The following is a 21,038-nucleotide window of genomic DNA, read 5'->3' on the forward strand; positions in this document are numbered from 1 at the left end:
CTCCGGTGCGTCCGGCCTCGGCTCCGGTCCGCACGGCCGCGACTCCCGTGTGCCCGGACACCGCGCTACGGGTACTGGACCGGCTGGCCCGCCGCGGCGGCAGCCACCGGCATCGGGCCCGCCTCGTCCTCGTCGGGGCGCTTCATCACATACGCCGCACCCGCGCCCGCCGCGAAGAGCGCGAGCACCGAGACCGCGGTTCCCAGCCAGGTGGCGCCGAGCCACTGGCCACCGACATAGCCGAGGGCCACGCTGTACGCGGCCCATGCCAGCCCGGCCACCGCCGACCACGGGAGGAACTCCTTGACCCTGCGGTGGGCGGCACCGGCGCCCAGGCTGACGACCGAGCGCCCGGCGGGCGCGAAACGGGCTATGACCACCAGCGGACCGCCGCCCCGGACCAGAGCGGTGTCCAACTTCTCCTGGGCGTTGGTGAGCCGGCGGGAGCGAGCAATGGCTCGATCCAGACGGTCGCTGCCACGGAAGGCCAGCCGATAGGCAACCATGTCACCCAGGACGGAGGCGGTCGCGGCGCACAGCACCAGGGCCAGCATCGCGGGGAAGTCGGCGGCGTCCGCCTGGCGCACCGCGCCGACGGCGTCCACCGTGGTCCCGGCTGCGGCGGTGGCCGCGGTGATGACCAGGACCCCACTGGGCAGGACGGGCAGGAAGACGTCAAGCAGGACGGACACCGCGATAACCGCGTAAATCCATGGGGTGTTGGTCAGCGACCCCAATTCTTCCAGCACCGTTCTACTCCCGATCCCGTTCCCCCGCTGCGTTTGTCGCCGGGAAGCGGCAGACGCGGCCTGTACAGCCGTACAGCGTACGCCTGTGACGGAAGAGGATAGCGGTAAGGGGTGACCATGTTGTGCGCATCACGCCATGCGGGGCACATGTGCCCCGCATGGCGTGATGCAGGACGAGACAGGTCCTGAACGGCCGGTTTGTTACACCGCGGTCGGCTGACGCCGCGCTGGGGCGTCCGCGGCCGACGCGCGCGAGAAGAGCCGCTCCAGCGCCAGCGGGCCGGGGCCGGTGAAGACGAGGAGCACCAGCGCCCAGCAGAACATCGCGGACGCCTCGCCGCCGTTCTCGATGGGCCACAGCTTCTCGGGCTGGTGCTCAACGAAGTAGGCGTAGGCCATCGAACCGGAGGAGATGAACGCGGCGCTGCGGGTGCCCAGTCCGAGCATCACCAGGCCGCCGCCGACGAGTTGGATCACCGCGGCGTACCAGCCGGGCCAGGTGCCCGCGTCGACGGTCTTGCCGGTGCCCATCATCCCGCCGAACCAGCCCAGCAGGGAGGAGGCGCCGTGGCAGAAGAAGAGCAGACCCACAACGATGCGGAAAAGGGACAGAACGTACGGCCTGCCGGTGTCGAGCAGTTCGCCGAGCGAGCGTGGCGCGGTCGAGGGGGACATGAGGGCGTGCTCCTTGTTCCGGGGACGGGAAACAACGCGCCAGGTTAGGTTACCCTCACCTATTGTTGCAAGTTCAAGTTCCTGCCAAACTTGAGCCCCCGTCCACTGTTTCGAGAACGTCTGGCCTCGCCCTTCAGGGGCGGATACGCGGGACGGGGACACTTTCCTGCCAGGCTCCGTCCGATACGGCCACCCGCAGCACCGCACGCGCAATGGCGTCGGTGTCGCACAACGTGACCGAATTCACCCCCGGCCGGGCCCCGGCGGCCATCACCCAGTGAACGCCCTCGGTCGGCACGCCGACGGCGAACCGACACGGATGCGGCCTGTTCTGAGCGTCCACCAGCCGGTACGGCGCCGGGGTGACATCGACACCGCCCGTCTCGTAGGCCGTCCACCTGGTGCGGGCGGCCCTGCCCGGTACGCGGCAGTCCCCTCAGCAACGCGTCCGCCGTACCGCGCAGATGCTGGACGCAGGACGCGCGCCCCTCATGCCGGTCGCTCCCGGGGAATCGAGCCGCTGGCCGGAACTGATCCCTCCGGTGTGGGGCGGATCACTCGCACCACGGTGTGCGAGGTCGGCGGGGGGCGGGAGGAGGGCGCCCCGCGGTCAGGGCCCGGTCCACTCCGTCTCCAACTCCGCCGTCAGCCGGGCCGGGCCGCCTGACGAGCCACTCCGCGCCTGGTCCAGCCGCAGCCGCGCGGTACGTCCGCGCAGCGTCAGCGTCATCAGCTGGTTGCCGAACCACGGGCCGCCGGTTTTGCGCCAGCTCAGCTTCGAACGCGGAACCCGGCCGTGGCGGGTGAAGAGCCGGCCGATCGCCCTTCCCGCCCCGCTCCAGCCGAAGCGGAAACCCGCCCGGATCGAGGCGTGGATGCTGTTGTGCACCGGAGAACAGGTCAGCTGGCGCACCTGGCTGCGCGGCCGCCCCGGCCAGCGCGACCAGTCCGGTTCGGCGATGTACGCGTGGTGCACATCGCCCGACAGCACACTGATCGTGGCCGGTGCCGAGGCCGTGCCGCCCACCTGCACGATCAGATCGGTCAGGGCGTCGAAGGACTCGGGGAACGCGGCCCAGTGCTCCAAGTCGCCCCGCTGCCGCAGATCCTCGCCGATGCGCGCCCAGCGCGCTCCGCGTCTGCCGGTGCACACCGAGGCGTTCCAGGTCTCGACGTCATGCACGAAGTGGGGGAGCAGCCAGGGCAGGGAGCTGCCGATCAGCAGGTGGTCGTAGGGCGAGCCTGTGCCCTGGGACGCGTGGGGCGCGTGGGGTGAGTCCGTGCCGTGGGGCGGGTGGGGTGCGTCCGTGCCCTCCAGCGCCTGTTCGCGGGCCCATGCCAGCTCCTTGTCATGGAGCATCGCCCGCTCGTGCTCGCTCAGCACCCGGGCGCCCCGGGTGTCGACCATCAGCAGCCGCACCCGCCCGAAGTCGCGGCGGTAGCTCCAGCGGGTGTACGCGGGGTCCGCGTCGGCGTGGGAGGCGAACTCCCGCAGCGCCTCCGTGCCGTCGGCCGCCTCGCGCACCGCCGCGTACAGCGGATCGGCGGCCAGTTCGGCGGGGGAGAGGTTGCCCAGGTGCTGATACACCCAGTACGACATCAGACCGCTGACGATCCGCTCCTCCCACCACGGGGTGGCCCGCATCCGGCTGAGCCACGCCTCGCTGGTGTTCCAGTCGTCTATGACGTCGTGGTCGTCGAAGATCATGCAGCTGGGGACGGTGGAGAGCAGCCACCGCACCTCGGGGTCCAGCCACGATTCGTAGTAGAGCCAGGTGTACTCCTCGTAGTCCGCGACCTGCTCACCCGGTGGCTCGTTCGGATCGCGGCGGGCGGCGATGCGGCGGCGGGTCTCCTCGGAGGTCTCGTCCGCGTACACCTGGTCGCCCAGCAGCACCAGCACATCGGGGCGCGGGGCGCCGGGGGTGCGGGCCAGGGTGGCGGCGAGGGTGTCCAGGGCGTCGGGCCCGACCGGGTCGTGCGAGGCGTCGGAGGGCGCAGCCGCCCAGCGGCAGGAGCCGAACGCGATGCGTACGGGCACGTCCTCGCTTCCGGCGGTGGCGGGGCTTCCGGCGCCGGCGGCGGCCGCGGGGGTGCGGATCGTGCTGTCTGGAAAGTCCGAATCGGGCAGCGGCCAGACCTGCTCGCCGTCCAGCAGCACCCGGTAGGCCGTCTCGCTTCCCGGGCGCAGCCCGGTGACCGGGACCAGGGCGTAGTGGTGCCCGGCGATATGCCAGGTGGCGGCGGTGCCGCCGGCGCCGTCGGCGCACCTCACCTCGGCTTCGCAGGGCCGGTCGGCTTCGACCCAGACGGTCGCGTTCGTCCCGGTCTCCCAGTCGACCTGCCGCAGCAGTGGTCCCAGGCGCAGCCCGGCCATCCGGCCCTCCTCCGTCGTTTCCGTATGCGTACGGTACGGAACGACGGAGGAGAGCAGGGAGGTCCCGGCACGTGTTTCGCGCCGTCCGTGCGGCGCGGGGGTGCGGTGGAGCGGTCTCAGCAGCCGTTGAGGATCTGGCTGAGCTTGGACTTCTCGGCGTCGTCGACCGACAGCTTGTACTCGTGCTTCACCGAGACCCACATCCGGGCGTACATGCAGTGGTAGGACGTGCTCGGCGGAAGCCACTCCGCCGGGTCCTGGTCGCTCTTGGACTGGTTCACATTGTCCGTGACGGCGATGAGCTGTGCGTGGGTCAGGTCATTGGCGAAGCCCTGGCGCCGGTCGGTGGTCCAGGAGTTCGCGCCGGACGTCCACGCCTCGGCCAGCGGCACGACGTGGTCGATGTCCACGTCGGCGGGGTCGGTCCAGGTGGCGCCGTCGTAGGGGGACTTCCAGCTGCCGCTGGTGGCCGCACAGCTGGAGTCGGTCTGGACGTTGGTGCCGTCGCGCTTGAGGACTTCCTCGCGGGTGTTGCAGGCGCCGTTCTGGGTGATCCAGTGCGGGAACTTCTCGCGGCTGTAACCGTCCATCGATCCCTCCGCCTTCACCGTCAGCTCGCCCAGGTAGCCGCGGACGGTCTCGGCGCTCGGCGGGGCGGGCGGCTCGGCCTGGGCATTCGGCCCGTTCAGGACGAGAGTGCCCAACAGAGCCGCGAATCCGCCGAAGACGCATATTCGACGCGCGTAGACGCTGCGCCGGGCGGAGTGGACGCGCATTGTGGACATGCGAACTCCCTTGATGTGGGGGGTCGTTGGCCGGTGCCCGGCCATCGTGTCGGCGCCGCGTTGCTGTGGGGTGGGCGCCAGGTAACAGGGTGGCGACGCGGCCATGTCAACGCAAGGGGCTACTGGAAGCGGATGCCTCACATCCGCGTACCACCGCGTGGTGCGCGGCCGCCGTTCACCGGTGGCTCCGGCCGCGGGGGGTCCCGGCCGCCGGGGCTTGCGGGGCCGCCGGGCCTGCGGGGCAGCCGCCGGGGCTTCCGGGGGCGTCCCGTATCCTGGTGGGCAGCAGAAGGGGAGTAGCTCCTCGCCGGACCGTCGACATACTGCCCGCCCCTCGAGGTGCGGGCCGGCGCCCGGAGCGTACGAGAGTGAGACCGCCGTCACATCGCGCGGACCGGTCGCCCGTACGCCAGCGAGACCTTCGGCCGCAGTGTCCGACGCTGCCGTGCCGAAGCGATCCCTCCCCGGGGCCCCTCGGTGCGGCCCGACCCGATGAGGTAACCAGCCTGTGTTCAGCTTCACCGTCGCCGCCGTCGTCTTCGGCGTCGTCTTCCTCGCCGAGCTGCCCGACAAGACCGCCCTGGCCGGGCTGATGCTCGGTGCCCGCTACCGCGCGGCCTACGTCTTCGCGGGTGTCGCGGCCGCCTTCGCCCTCCATGTCGGCCTCGCCATCGCGGCGGGCAGTGCGCTCAGCCTGCTGCCGCAACGGCTCCTCTCGGCGTTCGTGGGGGCGCTCTTCCTCGGTGGCGCGGCGATGCTGCTCTTCAAGAAGGACGAGGACGAGGAGGAGATCCGCAAGCCCGCCGACCAGAGCTTCTGGAAGGTCTCCGGGGCGGGCTTCACGCTGATCCTGGTCGCGGAGTTCGGCGATCTGACCCAGATCATGACCGCCAACCTCGCCGCCCGCTACCACGACCCGCTGTCGGTCGGCGTCGGCGCGGTGCTGGCGCTGTGGACGGTCGCGGGCCTGGGCATCCTGGGCGGCCGCACGCTGATGAGGTACGTACCGCTGCGGCTGATCACGAAGGTCGCGGCGCTGGTGATGCTGACACTGGGCGGGTTCAGCGTCTACGAGGCCGTGACCGGCTGACGGCGCGGAGGCGGACCGGGCCGGCCGAAGGGGGCTCAGGGGGCCCAGGGGTCCAGGGGCTCCGGAGCTCAGGGAGCTCAGGCCGTGATGCGCAGCCGGAGGGTGCCGTCGGGCGCGGCCTCGACCCGGATCCCCTCCAGGTCCCGTACATGGACGTCCGGGGCGTGGGCCGCGGCGCGCGGGCCGACGCCGACCACCCGCATCCCGGCGGCCCGCCCGGCCGCGATGCCCGCCTCCGAGTCCTCGAAGACGATGCAGTCCGCGGGGGCGAAGCCCAGTTCGGCGGCGCCCTTGAGGAAGCCCTCCGGGTCGGGCTTGCTCACGCCGACGCTCTCCGCGGTCACCCGCACCTCGGGTATCGGCAGTCCGGCCGCGTCCATCCGGGCGCGGGCGAGCCGCTCGTCGGCCGAGGTGACCAAGGCGTGCGGAAGACCGGCCAGCGCGGCCATGAAGGCGGGCGCTCCGGGCACCGGGACAACGCCGTCGAGGTCGGTGCTCTCCCGCTCCAGCATCCACTGGTTGTCGGCCAGGTTCTGTTCGGCGGGCCGGTCCGGGAGGAGCACCGCCATGGTGGCGTGGGCCTGCCGCCCGTGGACGACCTTGAGCACGCTCTCCTCGTCCAGCCCCTGGTCGGCGGCCCACAGCCGCCAGTAGCGCTCGACGACGGCGTCGGAGTTCACCAGCGTGCCGTCCATGTCGAGGAGCAGGGCGCGGGCGGTGAGTGCGGTGGTGGCCGGCATCGGCGGACTCCTCAGTGCTCGGGAAGCGGAACGCGATGTACGCGACTAAGCGCGCTAAAAGGGGTGAGCAAGAGAAAAAAGAAGACAAGTGGCTCCGCCCGCCGGTCAGGGAGTGCGGGCGGAACCACTTTGTTCCTCCACCATACAAATAGGTCCGCCCCAACGCCAGTGCTTCCCGTGGCCGATCTGCCGGGCCCGCTGCCGCCCGCCGTCTCGGCGGGCGGCACGATCACGGCTCATCGGTCCTGGACTCCAGGTCACGGCGGGTGTTCTCGCCGTAGACCCCGTCCGGGTCGCCCTTGACGTCATAGCGGTCCTGATAGCTGGAGACCGCGTCCTTGACCCCCTCGTCGTACTCGCCGTCCGCCGCGCCGAGGTACATCAGCAACTGCGTCAGCCGCTTCTGAAGCTCGCTGACCTCGGGTCCGCTGTCGCCCTCGCCCAGCACGGCCGGACCGGTGGGGTCCGGGCTCGTGGGCGGGGTGGAGGCCGGGCCGGTCGACTCTGTCGGCTTCGGCCCGGCCTTGGTGTGGGTCGCGGGGGCCGAGGCGGAGGCGCTCGGGAGCGCGGGGTCGACGTCGCGGCCCGGGCCGGAGCCGGAGTCTGTACGCGGGGCGCCGGATCCGTGCGCTCCGGCGGGCCCGGAGAGGCCGGGCCCCGAGGACGACGTGGGCCCGCCGGACCCGCCGCCGTCCTCGGACGCCCCGCCGCCGTTGTCGGCCGGGGAGCTGGGCCGGGTGGTCGCGAGCGTGCGTTCGCGCTTTCCGCCGCCGTCGTCCTCGTTGTCGCCGCCCAGCAGTCCGGTGCCGAAGGCGAGCGTCCCGGCCACGGCCACGGCGGCGGCGCCCGCGAGCATGATCGCGACGGGCTTGCGGCGGCTCTTGCGGTGGCGGCCGGAGGTGGCGTCGCCGGTGTCTCCGGCCGCGGCGTCCGCGTCCGGGTCACCGCTCCCGCCGGGGTCGCCGACGGGCTGGATCGCCTGGGTCGCGGCGGCGTCGGTCTCGGCGTCGGCGTCGGCGTCGGCCTTCGTGCCGCTGTCGGCGTCGGCGCTCGTGCCGGGGCCGGTGTCTGCGCCGGTGTCCGCCGTGCCGGTGCTCGGCTCCGTCTTTGCCTCCGCCTCCGTCTTTGCCTCCGCCTCCGTCTTTGCCTCCGCCTGCGCCTTTGCCTGCGCCTCCGCCTTTGACGGGCCGCGTTCGAACAGCCGCACATCGCGCGGACCGGGTCTGGTCACACTCTCCTCGGAGCGCGCGACAACGGGCCGCACATGCGTCGCCTCATCGGTGTCGCCCGCCGTCGAGACGGCGGTGGCAGCGGCGGCGGCGCGCGCTGCGCAGGCGCACCCGGGGCGGCCGTTGGCGCGCGCCGGGGCCAAGCAGTGCGGGCAGGATTCTGCCGTCACGGGTCTTTCCCTCCCTGGATTCGCAGCGATTATGCGGCATCCGATCGGCTTGCGCGCAGGTGTTCGTCCGCGGTGTGGGCCGCTGCGTGGACCCGCTCGGCGGGCCGTAACGGGGCATAAAGGTGAGGATGGGGTGAAGATGGGAACCCGAGCAGCCGAGGAGTCGCCATGGCGCAGGACGCCGGCCACCCGACTCCGGCGCCGGGCGCGCCGGGTCCGGTGGCAGCTGCCCCCTGGGAGGGCCGGCCGCAGCGTACCGTCCTGGTGGCCATCGGCGCGCTCCTGCTCGGACTGCTGCTCGCGGCCCTCGACAGCACGATCGTCTCCACCGCGCTGCCGACGATCGTCGCCGACCTCGGCGGTCTGGAGCATCTGTCCTGGGTCGTCACGGCGTATCTGCTCGCCTCCACCGCCGCCACCCCGCTGTGGGGCAAGCTGGGTGACCAGTACGGGCGGAAGAAGCTCTTCCAGGCCGCGATCGTCCTCTTCCTGATCGGCTCGGCGCTGTGCGGCATCTCCCAGAACATGGGCGAGCTGATCGCCTTCCGCGCCCTCCAGGGGCTGGGCGGCGGGGGTCTGATCGTGCTGTCGATGGCCATCGTGGGCGATATCGTCCCGCCTCGTGAACGCGGCCGCTACCAGGGTCTCTTCGGCGGGGTCTTCGGCGCCACCAGTGTGCTCGGACCGCTGCTCGGCGGGCTCTTCGTCGACCAGCTCAGCTGGCGCTGGGTGTTCTACATCAACCTGCCCCTCGGCATCGTCGCCCTCCTCGTCATCGCCACCGTGCTGCACATCCCGGCACGCCGCACCCCGCACACCATCGACTACCTCGGCACCGCCCTGATCGCCGCGGTCGCCGTCGCCCTGGTGCTGGTGGCCTCGCTCGGCGGTGTCACCTACGGCTGGGGCTCCTGGCAGATCGTCGGGCTCGCGGCGCTCGGCGCGGGGCTGCTGTTCGCCTTCGTACGGGTGGAGTCGCAGGCCGCGGAGCCGGTGCTGCCGCTGAAACTGTTCCGCAGCCGAACCTTCACCCTCTGCGCGGTGATCGGCTTCGTCGTCGGCTTCGCGATGTTCGGCAGCATGACGTATCTGCCGACCTTCCTCCAGGTCGTCCAGGGCGTCTCACCGACCGTCTCCGGCGTCCACATGCTCCCGATGGTCATCGGCATGCTGCTCGCCTCGACCGTCTCCGGGCATCTGGTCAGCGTCACCGGCCGCTACAAGGTCTTCCCGATCCTGGGCACCGCGGTCACCGCCGTCGGGCTGCTGCTCCTGCACCAGCTGGAGGCGACCAGCGGGGTGGTGGAGACCAGCGCGTACTTCTTCGTCTTCGGCAGCGGGCTGGGCCTGGTCATGCAGGTGCTGGTGCTGATCGTGCAGAACTCGGTGGGCTACGCGGACCTGGGCGTCGCCACCTCCGGCAGCACCTTCTTCCGGTCGATCGGCGCCTCGTTCGGCGTCTCCGTCTTCGGCACGATCTTCGCCAACAACCTCGGCCCGCACATCGCCGACGCGCTCGCCGGACAGCGGCTCCCGGCGGGTGTCGACATCGGCGCCCTGACCGCCGACCCGCGGGCCATCGGACGGCTGACGTCCGACCAGCGCTCGGCGGTGCTGCACGCGTACTCCGTCTCCATCACCGATGTCTTCCTGTACGCGGTGCCGGTGGTGCTGATCGCCTTCGTCCTCGCCTGGTATCTGCGGGAGGAGCCGCTGCGCGGCAGTGTCACCGCACCCGACGCGAGCGAGGTCCTGGCGAGCAACCCGGTCGAGCGCTCCTCGCACGACGAATGCGCGCGGGCCCTGTCGCTGCTGGGCAGCCGGGAGGGCCGTCGGCAGATCTACGCGGACATCACCCGGCGGGCCGGGTTCGATCTCAGACCGGCCGCGAGCTGGATGCTGCTGCGCATCGACCACCACGGGTCGGTCGAGCCCGCGCTGCTGGCCGAGCGCACCCCCGTGCCGCTGCGGGTCATCACGGAGGCGGCCCGGCAGATCGAGGAGCGGGGGCTCGGCCGGCGGTACGGGCTGGAGCTGATGCTGACCGCCCAGGGGCGGGAGGTGGTGGCCAAGCTGTACCGGGCCCGTCAGGCGTCGCTGGCCGAGTTGCTGGGCGACTGGTGGTCGCCGTCGCGCCCCACGGACCTGATAGAGCTGGTGGACGAGCTGGCGCGGGAGATGTGCGGCTCGGACGCGGAGCAGCCGCGCAACGGCAACGGTGGCGGCCGGGGCGGCGGTCCGTGGCAGGGGCCGGAGCCGCCGTGGGCGCGGTGAGGGGGGCGTACGGCGCGGGGTGTGGACCGCGCCCCGTGAGCGTCCTCGGCGGGGTGCCGTCGAAGGGGCGCCGTCAACGGGATCACCCCAGCTCCTTGGCCATCCACACCTCGGCGTACGGCCCGTCGCTGAACGGCGCAACCTCCCGGTAGCCGTGGCGGGCGTAGAGGGACCGCGCCTCGACCAGGTCCCACCGGGTGTCGAGCACGATCCGCCGGGCGCCCAGCGCGTCAGCCGCCGCGTCGACGGCGGTGAGCAGCGCACCGCCCCCGCCGAGACCGCGTTTGCCGGGGCGGATGAACACCCGCTTCAGCTCGGCGGTGTGCGTGTCGAGCCGCCGCAGCCCGGCGCATCCGGCGGGTTCGCGTCCGCCGTTGTGGTGGGCGAGCAGGAACACCCCCTCCGGCGGGGTGAGGTCGTCGCTGGGCATCTCCAGCAGCGCGCTTTCGATCTCCTCGGGGGTGGCGTTCCGGCCCTCGTGCAACTGGTAGTAGCGGTCGGCGACATCGACCAGGTAGGCGCGCAACAGGGCGGTCGCCACCGGGTCGTCGACCGGCCGCGCGGACACGGTCCAGCAGGCGGTGGCGCGGGGCGTACGGGGTGCGGTGCCGGGCATGCCGCGATCCTCGCAGCAGGGGTGCCCGGGTCGCGACTTCGTTTGAGGGCGGGCGCTCGGGCTACCCGCAGAGGTAAGGCGCTCCCGGATCCGTCGGGGGCGACTGGCGGGAAGGCAGAAGCAGACCATGTCAACTGGCGCCATCATCATCGTGGTTGTCGTTGCGGTCGTCGTCGCGGCCGCGCTCGCCGTCCGGATCGCACGTGGCGGTGCGGGGCGCGGAGAGCGTGTGCTGCGGCGCCATTTCGGACCGGAATACGAACTCAGCGTGGCGGAGCACGCGGGTGACACCGCGGCCGCCCACCGTGAACTGGAGGAACGGCTCGCACGGTACGGAGACCTGCGGGCCGAGCCGCTCGCCGGTGAGTTGCGCGAGCGTTACGCGGCCGAATGGGCCGGTGTGCAGGAGCAGTTCATCGATTCGCCCGAGTGGGCGGTGGCCGCTGCCGACCAGCTGCTGGCGCGCCTCGCCCGGGACCGCGGCTATCCGTCCGCCAGCTACGCGGAGCAGGTCACCGCGCTGTCCGTGCACCATGCGCAGTGTGTGCAGGGCTACCGGCAGATCCACACCGCGGCGGCGCGGGCCCGCGAGGGCCTCGCGGACACGGAGGAGCTGCGTGAGGCCGTGGCGCACGCCCGGCCGTTCTTCGAGGACCTGGTGAAGCCACCGCACCACGCCGACGGCGACACACATCACACCCCCACCTCGCCCCCGCGCACCGCGCACCGTTCGCGCCGCGGCGGCCGGTGGGAGCTGGGCCTTGGCCGTACGAGGAAGGGCGGAGCCTGGTGACGGACCCGACGACGGACCCCGTAGCGATGGAGGACCCCATCGCCCCGCACACCCCGGAGCGCGACACCCAACGACTCAAGCGCATCAACCGACTCAACGGCGAACGACACGAGACGCGGCGGCTGCGGACCGTGGAGAAGCAGGAGACCGCCCCGCCCCGCGCGGAACCGTCCGGCGGCGCGCCCGGTACGCCGAGTACGTCGCGCACGCCGAGCGGGCCCAGCTTCCCGGTGCTGCCGACCAGTGAGCACGAGGCGCTCGACGAGCGTCTGCGGCAGGCGGTGAGCGGGTTCGTGGACTCCCCGCGCGGCGCGGTCGAGGAGGCGGACGTCCTCCTCGAGGAGCTCGCGAGCCGGATCAACGCCCTGCTCACCGAGCGCCGCGAGACCCTGCGTTCGGCCTGGCACGACGACGGCACGGTCGTGTCCGAGACGGAGGAACTGCGGCTGGCCATGCGCGGCTACCGCAATGTCCTGGAGCGCCTGCTCAGCATCTGAGCGAGCGTCCCCGTGAGCCTCCGCCCGCCCCCGGTCTCCCGACCGGGGGCGGGTTTTCTCGTATGTGGGATATCATCTCGGATATGAGAGACGGTCTGGAGGCGGACGGGGACGTGCTGGACGCGCGGCTGTCCGCGCGGCTTGCGGAGCTGCGAACGGAACGGGGCTGGTCGCTGGACGAGCTGGCACGGCGGGCGGACATCAGCCGGTCGACGCTCTCCCGCCTCGAGCGCGGTGAGATCAGCCCGACGGCGGCCCTGCTGAACAGGTTGTGCGCGGTCTACGAGCGGACCATGTCACGGCTGCTGGCCGAGGTGGAGTCGGAACCGCCGCAGGTGGTGCGCGCCACGGCGCAACCGGTGTGGCGGGACGACTCGTCCGGCTTCGTACGCCGCTCCGTCTCGCCGCCCCATGCCGGACTGCGCGGCGAGATCGTCGAGGGCACCCTGAGCCCGGGCGCGGACATCGCGTACGACGGACCGCCGGTGCCAGGGCTCGAGCAGCACATCTGGGTGCTGGAGGGGGCCGTGGAGATCACCGCCAACGGCCGGGTGCACGAGCTGGGGGCGGGGGACTGTCTGCGGTTCCGGCTGTGGGGGAGTTCGCGGTTCCGCTGTGTGGGTGCCGAACCCGTGCGTTACGCGGTGCTGGTGGTGCTCCCGTGACGTCCTTCGACTACACCATCGACCGCCTGGCCCCCGAGAGTTTCGACAGCAGCGTCAAGGGGCTCGCCGCACTCCTCGTCGACGCCGTGGACGACGGTGCCTCGATGGGCTTTCTCGCCCCCTTCGACCAGGAGTCGGCCGCCGCCTGGTGGCGCACCCAGGCCCCGGCGGTCGCCGACGGCGGTCTGCTGGTCTGGGTCTGCCGGGACGCGGCCGGTATCACCGCCACCGTCAGCCTGGCCCTGTCCGCCAAGCCCAACGGCCGCCACCGCGCCGAGATCCTCAAGCTGATGGTCCACCGCACCGCCCGCGGCCGCGGGCTGGCCCGCGCCCTCCTGGCCACGGCCCAAGCCGCCGCCGTGGCCGCCGGGGTCACCCTCCTGCTGCTGGACACCCGCACCGGCAGCGATGCCGAACACGTCTACCTCGCCGACGGCTGGACCCGCTACGGCCTCGTCCCGGCCTACGCCGCCGACCCGGACGGCACCCTCGAGGACTGCTCGTTCTTCTACAAGCGGCTTCGGGCGGTCTGACTCGAAAGCCGTCGGCTCCCATCGAGTCGGGTGCGTGTCTGTGAGTCGGGGTCTCGACAGCACCTCGGGCACGTTATTCAAACGTCAATTTATCCCCGGCCAAGGGTGTATGGGATGTGCCGTGGTGTTGCCGGATGTTCTGGGTGTGTTCACCTTCCGCGCGCAATGTTCGCTTGCGGTGCATATGGGGTGGTCATAGCGTTCTGGATGGTTGGGAAAGGAGGTCATCCAGCCAAGGATGGCCGTTTCCGGCATATTGAGATGAGGAACTGCATTCATGCGTGCGGCGTTGAAGATCGCAGCAATGCTCTTACCGCTCGCCTTCGCTGTCGGCCCTATGGGGCCGGTGCCGGTCGCCCTGGCTGACGAGGCGACACCTCAGCATCACATAACGTGCAAGTGGGACAGGGGTGTCGGTACGCCTTGGGCATCGAATCGCCGGACCGTCAAGGGCTTCGTGCGGGTCAGGTGTTCCGACAGGTTGGACGAGGCCAACACGCAGGCACACATCCAGATCTACGACCGTTCCTGGAAAGACCGCGGTGACGCGATTGTCAGCCACAACAAGGGTCCGGTCATTCACGTGAACGACGACACCCTGAAGCGGCCCGGTACCTGGAAGTACCGCACCAAGGGGACGCACTTCGGGCAGCACGGCAATGTCTGGACGCTGCCCACCTACTACTCGCCCATCCGGGCGCTGACTCTCTAGGGCCGCAATGAGACCTATGGTGGCTGACGCGCGCGAACTCCTGGGGATGGCTCAAGAGGTCGCCAGGCTCAGGGACGCTGTGCAACTCGAGGCCAGGGACGTGGCGCTGGCCGCCGTGATCGTCCACTTCCTCCGCGCCGCGGAGGAACTGGACGCACCGGAGGCGGTATCGCTTTCTCCGGAGATGCTGCCGATGGCAGATGCGGTCCAGGAGGTCATCACCGTCGGAGAGGGCGAACTCCGATATGCGCAACTGATCGAGCTGGCACGGCGGGACGGTGCCGAGAGCGCTGAATACCTGGAGCATGTGCGGTGGGACACAAAGGACCGCTGAGCGTTCTCGCTCTCTCGTTGGCACTCGGTGGGGCGTCCGGATGCTCAACCGACCGACCGCATGCCCCGCGCCCGTCGCTGGCCGAGGAATTGGCGGCGGCGGGTTGGCGCCAGGAGCCGTTGATCGACGGTGCGGAATCCGAGATCAGGGACATACATCCGGCGGCATGCCGGAATCTGTTCGAGACGCTGGACCGATCGTACGGGGGCCGGGCCGGCTCGCTGGGGTTCCGGCATGCCAAGACGGGGGCCTACCTCCTGGTGATCAAGCGACCCGACCTCGGTGCGTCGAGGAGGCCCTCGGAGCGTCTGAGAGATGCCGCGATGTCCTGTCCTCGCCTCGTCATGGCCTATGACTCGACAACCTTGGTGTACGACGTCACGGTCGACGATGCGAGGCCGGGCCGTGCCGGGATCCGCCTGCGGGGCGTCGAGCAAGGAGGAGAGCCGGTGATCGACATGTTGGTGGTCGGTAAGGACACGGCCACCAGCGGTCGGCTGATCCGCGTGATGACTCCCGCGCGTATCGGGAAGGTGGAGCGGCGGGCCGTTGACGTCGCGGTTGCGCGTTCATGACCTCAGCGCGGAGGGCGCCGGCCGTGTCACCGAGGCGGCTCTCGGCGATCCTCCTCACGATCGCCACGGCCAACTTCTTCAACCGGCTGAATGTGACGGTCAAGGAGCAGGCAGCCAGCCCCAGTTGGGTCTGACCCCGTACCCCGGCCTCCGGCCCGGCCACGCTTCCGGCTGACCGCGCGGTGTGTCCCGCGGTGTGCCCCGCGGTCTCGCTGAGAGCCGTGGAGCCGGGGGCGGCCCCTTTGTGGCCCTACCACGGCACCGTTCCGTTGTCGTTGAAGAAGCCGCCGGTGGGGCCGTCCTCGGGCAGGGTGGCGAGGTCGACGATGATGCGGGCTCCTTCGGTGACCGTGCGGGTGCCGCGGTGCCTGGTCATATCGGTGGCGGTGTAGCCCGGCGTGGCCGAATTGATCTTGAGGTGCGACAGTGTGCCGTTCTTGCTGAATGCCTTGGCGTACTGGACGGTGAGCATGTTCAGCGCCGCCTTCGACGAGGAGTAGGCCAGTCGCATGTCCGCGTCGCCGCCGAAGTCGGTGCCACCGCTGGTCATCGCCATCGACGCGGTGGTGCTGGAGACGTTCACGATGCGCGGTGCCCGCGATGTGCCGAGCAGGGGCAGCATGGTCCGGATCATCGTGACCGCACCGAAGACATTGACCTCGTAGGTCTGCCGCATCACGGCGGCGGTGGTGTGTTCGGCGGGTTGGTCAACGACCGTTCCCGCGTTGTTGACCAGCACATCCAGCCGCCCGAACTCGGCTTCCAGCCAGTCGGCAACGTCCTGGACACTGTCCGCGTCCGTGACATCGAGCCGGACCGGGACCGGCGCGACGCCCGCTGTGGCCAACTCGTGGGCGGCAGCCTTGCCGTGTTCGATGTCGCGACATCCGAGTGCAACGGTGATCCCGCGCGCGGCGAGCTGTCGAGCGGTCTCCTTTCCCAGTCCCTTGTTCGCCCCCGTCACCAGTGCCACTGGGTGATCGGTCAATGTCGGGCACCCCTCGTCATCCGGAGCCGAAGCGGTCGATGCAGTTCATGATACAAGCCGTATCACGAGATACAAGCTGTATCATTGACGGCGTGGAGCAGAACGAGTCGAAGCCGGGATACGAAGGGCTGCGCGCCCGCGGAGTCCAACGCACAAGGGCCAACATCCTCACGGCCGCCCGGCAGCATCTGATCGCCTCCGGGTACCGCAACCTCAGCCTCGAACACGTCGCCACGGACGCCGACGTCACCCGTGTGACCATCTACCGGCAGTTCGGCTCCAAACTCGGTCTGCTCGACGCGGTCGCCGAAGATCTCGCCCAGCGCGCCGGACTGGTGGCGGGTATGCACGCGGCAGCCGCCCTCGACGACCCGGTCGCCGCCTTCCGGGCGATGGTCTCCGAGACATGCCGCTTCTGGAGCACCGACCCGGACCTGCTCCGGCGCCTGATCAGCCTCTCCGCGGTCGATCCGGAAGCCCACCGCGTCATCAGCAGCCGAGAGAAGTGGCGCTTCGACCAGGTCGCTCTGTTCGTCACCCGGCTCGCCGAAGCCGACCGAGTGCGCAGCCCGTTCGACACCCACGGCGCCGGCGTAACTGTCGCGGCCGCCATCAGCTTCACCACGTGCGACGACATCGCCACCCGGCTCCAACTCGACCACGACCGGCTCGACGACCTCCTGCTGTCGCTGCTGGACGGAGTCGTCCGACTCGACCAACGCTGAACCACGGTGCCGCTGCCGACGGATCCCCGCCCAGTCCTGACGATCGTCACCAACGTCCTGCCCCGCAACACCTAGAGTCACCCCATGCGGCGAAGGACAGGACTGGCAATAGCTGGGGTTGCAGCCCTGGCCTGGGGTGAGTGGTTGAACTGGCGCTGGTCTCGAGTTCTCGTGGGGAACAGCGGGGGCGCTTCCGAGGCCGTGGTGGTGTTGGGGTACCGGAATCCCCAGGCGACGGCGAACTTGATCAACCGATGGCGAACCCGTGCTGGAATTCGCTCCATCGCCGCCGACGGTGCGCATGGGACCCGCGTGATCTTCAGCGGCGGTGCGGCCGGCGGCGGCGCTGCGGAAGCCCAGCTGATGGCTGACTACGCGACGTCGGTGCTCCAGTTCGACGGCACGGTGCTCCTCGAAGACCAAAGCGCGACGACGTGGGAGAACATCACGAACGTGATCCCATTACTTGAGGACGTGAACCGCATCAAGATCGCCTCCCAGCCAGCTCATGCGCTCAAGGCCCGTGCGTACTTGCGGCGGCAGCGCCCCGATCTTGCAGAGAGGCTGGTGCGCGCGGATGACTACCGCCCTGGCGAGTGGGTGGTCGTCAAACCGCTGCTGGCTCTGTACGGACTGTGGACACTCCGCGGTCTCAAGGCCGACGAACGGAAGGTCTCGCTGTAAACAGCCGCTGTCGCGTGGCGTCACGGAGACGGCGGTCGGTCGCAAACGCGGGCAGGATCACAGATCCGCCCGATTCGCCGGACCAGCGTAAGGCCCCTGTTCTCTCACCCCGTGGCAGCTCCCGCCCAAAAGTCTCTACGGCCGGCGGCGGTGCCCGCAGTGCGCGACTCGGGCATCTCGGCAACACACCCTGTCAGAGGGTGAACGGATCCTCGTCGAGCTTTTCCCCCAGGTGCTCAAGAGTGTCCGTAAGGCTGGGCGGTGCACCCTCTAGCCTTTCGCGCTGCTTGGCGACGTGACCGATCAGGCGGAGGGTCCGTCCCGAGGAGATTCCGGGTGCGGCGGTGACCAGGGACCTGACGACGTCTTCCGCGTCGCGCCAGGCATTGACGTCCAGTAGGCATTGCGCGAGTCGTGCGGATGACATACCTGCGTAGCCGGTCGCGACGCCACGCCCTGGTTGTGCGGATTGCAGTAGCCGCTCGATGGCATTCTGTACGTCACCGGCGATCTGAAGTGCGTGACCCCAGTGGCCGTCGATTTCCCTGTGGGTCACCCACCATGACCAGTCCGGTGCACCGACATCGTCACCGTCCTCGATGAGCGATCGGGCGCGTTGAAGCGACTCGATGGCATCCGACGTACGTCCCGTGCCGACCAGTCCCTTCGCTTCACGGATGCGGAACATCGCCTCCACGCGCGGGGACAGCCGTCTACGGTTGAGCACCGAGCGGGCGATGGCCAGCGCCTCTTGGTTCCGTCCACGCCATTCACTGAGCATCGCCATGTTCTGTAGCGTCAGCAGTGCGATGGAGCGGTCCCCCGAGAGATTCGCGAGGAACAGTGCCTCATAGTTGAAGCGCCGGGCGGCGCCGTGTATTTCCGCGTCAAAAAGAGCCCAACCGGCGACTTCGGCGAGTTCCGCAGCGGCCGACTGAATGTCGCGCTCGTAACGGGGATCGTAGTCTCCGACTCCGAGCCGCCGATGCACGACCTTGAACGCACGGCCTGCGGGCTCTGCGATGGATACTCCGCTGAGTTCGTTGTCCAGGACGACCAGGCGATGGGAAGTCTCCCGGATGGCCTGTGCGAAGTCGGCTCCGCGTGCCTCGCTGAGTCTGAGTATCCGATCAGTGATGGCCGGTGATTCAGCAGCTTCCGGCGAAACCGTTGGCGGTGCTACTCGTACCGCGATTTCGGTGAGTTCCCCGTCTGCCTTAAGCAGCTTGTCCAGCCCCGTGATGAGTTGCACCGACGGCTGCTGTTTCCCGGAGAGCACGCGGGACAGATAGGCATGGTCGTAGTTCAGGTGACGGGCAACCGCCCGGACGCTCATGCCCCGATCGTGAAGCAGGTCGCGGACTCTTTGGCTGAACTCCCCGCTGTTCATGGCGACCAGGGTACGGGCTGTCACCACGCAGTCACCAGTCAGTCACCAACCGGGACTCCACCGGCGCGGTTGTCTTGACGTACGTAAGGACCCCCGCGACCGTGCGACCGGCCCGGGGGCATGGCCATCGCTAACGGGAGCGACAACGTGTCGGACACTAGCCCAGCCACCCCACCCGCGAACACGCCAACGACGACTGCGATGTGTGCGGGGCGCTGTTACGACAGCAAGCCGAAGCACGGCGTAACGGGGATCAAGAGGCAGCCCGGTGAAGGGCCGCTCGATGATGACGTTGCGTGTTTCGCGGGACAGCGGGAAGACCTGCGGGCCAACGCGCGTGGTCAGGTCCACCGATCCCCTGAAACCAGTTGACACATCGGTCTGGCCGCCGTGCCAGTGTCCCCGATGTGTATCGGCACACGGGACCATCCGCCAGTCGTTCTGACGGGTACAACACGAAACCGCTAGCCCTCTGGTCGGCGTCAGGGGGCTAGCGACGCGTACGGGGCCCGTTTCAGTCCTGCTTGGGGGACGCCTGCTGGACGACCTCGAACGACCACAGCGTCGAGCCGGAGGCCGCGGGCTTCTGCTGCGGGGCGTCCTCGCCGCCGCGCTGGTGGGCCGCCTTCATCGGGCCCTCCATCCACGCCTGGAAGTCCTCCTCGCTGCGCCAGCGGGTGTAGACGAGGTACTGGTCGGTCCCCTCGACCGGGCGCAGCAGCTCGAACCATTCGAAGCCGTCGGAGTTCTCCACGGACCCCGCGCGCGAGGCGAAGCGCTTCTCCAGCACCTCGCGCTGCTCCTCGGGGACGGTCAGCACGTTGATCTTGACTACGCTCATGGGGCCATCCTGCCACTCAGCCGTGCAGCTTCAGCCCCTTGGCCACCTTGTCCACCGCGTTGCGCGGTCCGTACACCGCGAGGCCCACCAGGTTGAGGTCGTCGGCCGCCACCGCCCGTACCGTCGCGCGGTTGTCGTCCTCGTTGTTGGTGGTGAACAGTTCCTCGGTGTAAAGGGCCGTGGCCAGCCCGCGGGAGAGGGCGCGGGTGTGGGTGCGGGTGAGGGCGGGGGAGTCGGCGGCGTAGACGAGGACGGGCTCGCGGAACATCGGGAGGTAGGTGTTGCCCGAGGCGTCCTCGTACGCCGTGCCGACCATCTGGTCCGTGGCGTGGGCGAGCCCGCTGGAGAGGAAGGCGGTCACGTTGAGCTTCTGCCAGTCGGCCAGGTCGTCCCGGACGATGACCGCGATCTTGGTGTCGTCACGCATGGGGAGACCTTCCCCCACGGTCCGGAATGTGGTCTTGAACGCTGGTGCGGGGCGGTCGGCTGCACAATGGAGTGGTGAACCCAGCTGACGAGCGCAACAACGGCTCCGGTGACTGGGCCCGCTACTGGCGCGACCCCGACCGGCCGGTCGAAGCCATGCACGCGCACTTCTTCAGGCACCGCTTCCATCCCCACAGCCATGACGCGTACTCCTTCGGTGTGACCGAGATCGGCGCCCAGCGCTTCCGCTGCCGGGGCGCGCTGCGCACCAGTGGGGAGGGGCTGGCGATGGTCTTCAACCCCGACGATCCGCATGACGGTGAGGCCGCCGCCGAGCTCGGCTATAAGTACCGGATTGTGCATATTGGTCCGGATGTGGTGAGAGACGTCCTTTCCGATATGAGGAAGATCGACCCCGGCCAGGTGGCGCTGCCGCTCTTCGACGACCCCGTACAGTCCGACCCGGTGCTCGGCCACGCCCTGCTGCGGCTGCACACCGCCCTCGTCGGCGGCGCGGGCCCGCTGGTGCGCGACGAGCGGCTGACCGCCGCCGTCGGCGCGATGGTGCGGCGCACCGCCACCCGGCCGGTGCGCGCCCGTACGCTCCCGGTCGGCGGCGCACAGGCGCAGGCGGCCCGGCGCGCCCGGGCGGTGCTGGAGGAGGAGTACCTGCTGGAGATTCCGGCGACCCGGCTCGCGGAGGCGGCCGGATGCAGCCGGTACGCGCTCTACCGGGCCTTCCGTGCCGAGTACGGCATGGCCCCCAGCGACTTTCAGCGTCAACTCCGGCTGCGCCGCGCCCGCGGACTGCTGGTGGCCGGGCGCAGCGCGGCGCAGGCCGCGGCCGAGGCGGGGTTCGCCGACCAGAGTCACTTCCACCGCTGGTTCGTCCGCTGCTTCGGGGTGACCCCGGGGGCGTTCCAGCGGGCGGCGGGTCCGGCCTCCTGATCGAGCCTCAGCGGGCCTCAGTCGGCCACCGGGGCCGCCGCGCACACCGGTTGACCTGCCCTCAGTACCGCTGCGGGCATCCGCTCCGGGCCCGATTCGCGACGCACCCCGCACCCCTGATGAAATTGGTCCGGACCGTAAGGACTCGCATCCGAGTGGATGCACTCCCGCCAAACCCTGACATCTTCCGGACAATCGGAAACGACAGTCAGGTGAAGGGGG

The 21,038-nt window shown here is 70.1% G+C and carries 23 protein-coding genes and 1 pseudogene; 12 read left to right on the plus strand and 12 right to left on the minus strand.

From position 1 onward, the window contains the following. Positions 1-65 precede the first annotated feature (65 nt). The 5 genes and pseudogenes from HUT19_RS28535 to HUT19_RS28550 all read right to left on the minus strand — a co-directional run bounded on the left by HUT19_RS28535 (position 66) and on the right by HUT19_RS28550 (position 4,586). On the minus strand, positions 66-749 hold the full coding sequence (locus tag HUT19_RS28535) for a DedA family protein (protein ID WP_176183190.1): 684 nt from the start codon (positions 747-749) through the stop codon (positions 66-68). Positions 750-950: 201 nt separating this feature from the next. Beyond that, the gene (locus tag HUT19_RS28540) at positions 951-1,424 is read right to left on the minus strand and encodes a DoxX family protein (protein WP_176183191.1); all 474 of its coding nucleotides are present in this window, start codon (positions 1,422-1,424) and stop codon (positions 951-953) included. Positions 1,425-1,557: 133 nt separating this feature from the next. Then, positions 1,558-1,888 (minus strand): annotated as a pseudogene (locus HUT19_RS43300) (FAD-binding protein); the annotation flags it as partial. A 146-nt stretch (positions 1,889-2,034) separates the two neighbouring features. Continuing rightward, positions 2,035-3,801, minus strand: coding sequence for an alkaline phosphatase D family protein (locus HUT19_RS28545; protein WP_176183192.1), 1,767 nt, complete (start codon positions 3,799-3,801; stop codon positions 2,035-2,037). Positions 3,802-3,917: 116 nt separating this feature from the next. Continuing rightward, positions 3,918-4,586: an HNH endonuclease family protein gene (locus tag HUT19_RS28550; RefSeq protein WP_176183193.1), complete on the minus strand. Its 669-nt coding sequence runs from the start codon at positions 4,584-4,586 to the stop codon at positions 3,918-3,920. Between the two features lie 508 nt (positions 4,587-5,094). On the opposite strand from HUT19_RS28550, the gene HUT19_RS28555 reads away from it, so the two are divergent. Next, positions 5,095-5,676: a TMEM165/GDT1 family protein gene (locus HUT19_RS28555; RefSeq protein ID WP_176183194.1), complete on the plus strand. Its 582-nt coding sequence runs from the start codon at positions 5,095-5,097 to the stop codon at positions 5,674-5,676. 77 nt (positions 5,677-5,753) lie between these two features. Here the strand turns inward: HUT19_RS28555 and HUT19_RS28560 are convergent, their stop codons facing one another. Then, positions 5,754-6,416 carry an HAD-IA family hydrolase gene (locus tag HUT19_RS28560; protein ID WP_176183195.1) on the minus strand — a complete coding sequence of 221 codons (663 nt, stop codon included), beginning with the start codon at positions 6,414-6,416 and terminating at the stop codon, positions 5,754-5,756. A 229-nt stretch (positions 6,417-6,645) separates the two neighbouring features. Continuing rightward, positions 6,646-7,815: a peptidoglycan-binding protein gene (locus tag HUT19_RS28565; RefSeq protein ID WP_176183196.1), complete on the minus strand. Its 1,170-nt coding sequence runs from the start codon at positions 7,813-7,815 to the stop codon at positions 6,646-6,648. A 168-nt stretch (positions 7,816-7,983) separates the two neighbouring features. Here HUT19_RS28565 and HUT19_RS28570 point away from each other — a divergent pair, with 168 nt between their 5' ends. Beyond that, positions 7,984-10,089: an MFS transporter gene (locus HUT19_RS28570; RefSeq protein WP_176183197.1), complete on the plus strand. Its 2,106-nt coding sequence runs from the start codon at positions 7,984-7,986 to the stop codon at positions 10,087-10,089. A gap of 82 nt (positions 10,090-10,171) precedes the next feature. On the opposite strand, the gene HUT19_RS28575 is transcribed toward HUT19_RS28570, so the two are convergent. Further along, complete coding sequence (locus HUT19_RS28575) at positions 10,172-10,705, minus strand: GNAT family N-acetyltransferase (RefSeq protein WP_176183198.1); 534 nt, start codon at positions 10,703-10,705, stop codon at positions 10,172-10,174. 127 nt (positions 10,706-10,832) lie between these two features. Here HUT19_RS28575 and HUT19_RS28580 point away from each other — a divergent pair, with 127 nt between their 5' ends. The 7 genes from HUT19_RS28580 to HUT19_RS28610 all read left to right on the plus strand — a co-directional run bounded on the left by HUT19_RS28580 (position 10,833) and on the right by HUT19_RS28610 (position 14,814). Next, positions 10,833-11,498 carry a hypothetical protein gene (locus tag HUT19_RS28580; RefSeq protein ID WP_254885840.1) on the plus strand — a complete coding sequence of 222 codons (666 nt, stop codon included), beginning with the start codon at positions 10,833-10,835 and terminating at the stop codon, positions 11,496-11,498. After that, the gene (locus tag HUT19_RS28585) at positions 11,495-11,995 is read left to right on the plus strand and encodes a hypothetical protein (protein ID WP_176183199.1); all 501 of its coding nucleotides are present in this window, start codon (positions 11,495-11,497) and stop codon (positions 11,993-11,995) included. The genes HUT19_RS28580 and HUT19_RS28585 overlap by 4 nt, the downstream gene beginning before the upstream one ends. 83 nt (positions 11,996-12,078) lie before the next feature. After that, positions 12,079-12,660, plus strand: a complete 582-nt coding sequence (locus HUT19_RS28590) for a helix-turn-helix domain-containing protein (protein WP_176183200.1) — start codon at positions 12,079-12,081, stop codon at positions 12,658-12,660. After that, positions 12,657-13,193: a GNAT family N-acetyltransferase gene (locus HUT19_RS28595; protein ID WP_176183201.1), complete on the plus strand. Its 537-nt coding sequence runs from the start codon at positions 12,657-12,659 to the stop codon at positions 13,191-13,193. Before HUT19_RS28590 ends, HUT19_RS28595 begins: the two co-directional genes overlap by 4 nt. 481 nt (positions 13,194-13,674) lie before the next feature. Next, positions 13,675-13,905 carry a hypothetical protein gene (locus tag HUT19_RS28600; RefSeq protein WP_176183202.1) on the plus strand — a complete coding sequence of 77 codons (231 nt, stop codon included), beginning with the start codon at positions 13,675-13,677 and terminating at the stop codon, positions 13,903-13,905. 16 nt (positions 13,906-13,921) lie between these two features. Continuing rightward, entirely contained in the window at positions 13,922-14,239 is a 318-nt protein-coding gene (locus HUT19_RS28605) for a hypothetical protein (RefSeq protein ID WP_176183203.1), read from the plus strand. Between the two features lie 119 nt (positions 14,240-14,358). Further along, the gene (locus HUT19_RS28610; protein WP_176183204.1) at positions 14,359-14,814 is read left to right on the plus strand and encodes a hypothetical protein; all 456 of its coding nucleotides are present in this window, start codon (positions 14,359-14,361) and stop codon (positions 14,812-14,814) included. Positions 14,815-15,064: 250 nt separating this feature from the next. Here HUT19_RS28610 and HUT19_RS28615 read toward each other — a convergent pair whose 3' ends face one another. Further along, entirely contained in the window at positions 15,065-15,802 is a 738-nt protein-coding gene (locus tag HUT19_RS28615) for an SDR family oxidoreductase (RefSeq protein ID WP_176183205.1), read from the minus strand. 92 nt (positions 15,803-15,894) lie between these two features. Between HUT19_RS28615 and HUT19_RS28620 the strand changes: the two genes are divergently transcribed. Both HUT19_RS28620 and HUT19_RS28625 read left to right on the plus strand, forming a co-directional pair. Further along, positions 15,895-16,527, plus strand: coding sequence for a TetR/AcrR family transcriptional regulator (locus HUT19_RS28620; protein WP_176183206.1), 633 nt, complete (start codon positions 15,895-15,897; stop codon positions 16,525-16,527). Between the two features lie 84 nt (positions 16,528-16,611). Further along, positions 16,612-17,211 (plus strand): YdcF family protein, encoded by a 600-nt coding sequence (locus HUT19_RS28625; protein WP_176183207.1) that lies wholly within the window; start codon positions 16,612-16,614, stop codon positions 17,209-17,211. A gap of 193 nt (positions 17,212-17,404) precedes the next feature. Here HUT19_RS28625 and HUT19_RS28630 read toward each other — a convergent pair whose 3' ends face one another. The 3 genes from HUT19_RS28630 to HUT19_RS28640 form a co-directional block, all read right to left on the minus strand. Further along, positions 17,405-18,601, minus strand: coding sequence for a helix-turn-helix transcriptional regulator (locus HUT19_RS28630; RefSeq protein ID WP_176183208.1), 1,197 nt, complete (start codon positions 18,599-18,601; stop codon positions 17,405-17,407). A 514-nt stretch (positions 18,602-19,115) separates the two neighbouring features. Then, positions 19,116-19,442: an antibiotic biosynthesis monooxygenase gene (locus tag HUT19_RS28635; RefSeq protein ID WP_176183209.1), complete on the minus strand. Its 327-nt coding sequence runs from the start codon at positions 19,440-19,442 to the stop codon at positions 19,116-19,118. 16 nt (positions 19,443-19,458) lie between these two features. Next, positions 19,459-19,869, minus strand: coding sequence for a DUF2000 domain-containing protein (locus tag HUT19_RS28640; RefSeq protein WP_176183210.1), 411 nt, complete (start codon positions 19,867-19,869; stop codon positions 19,459-19,461). Positions 19,870-20,024: 155 nt separating this feature from the next. Here HUT19_RS28640 and HUT19_RS28645 point away from each other — a divergent pair, with 155 nt between their 5' ends. After that, a complete protein-coding gene (locus tag HUT19_RS28645; RefSeq protein ID WP_176187415.1) occupies positions 20,025-20,816 on the plus strand; it encodes an AraC family transcriptional regulator in 792 nt (263 codons plus the stop codon). Positions 20,817-21,038 lie beyond the last annotated feature (222 nt).

The sequence above is a fragment of the Streptomyces sp. NA02950 genome (assembly GCF_013364155.1).
Taxonomy (GTDB): domain Bacteria; phylum Actinomycetota; class Actinomycetes; order Streptomycetales; family Streptomycetaceae; genus Streptomyces.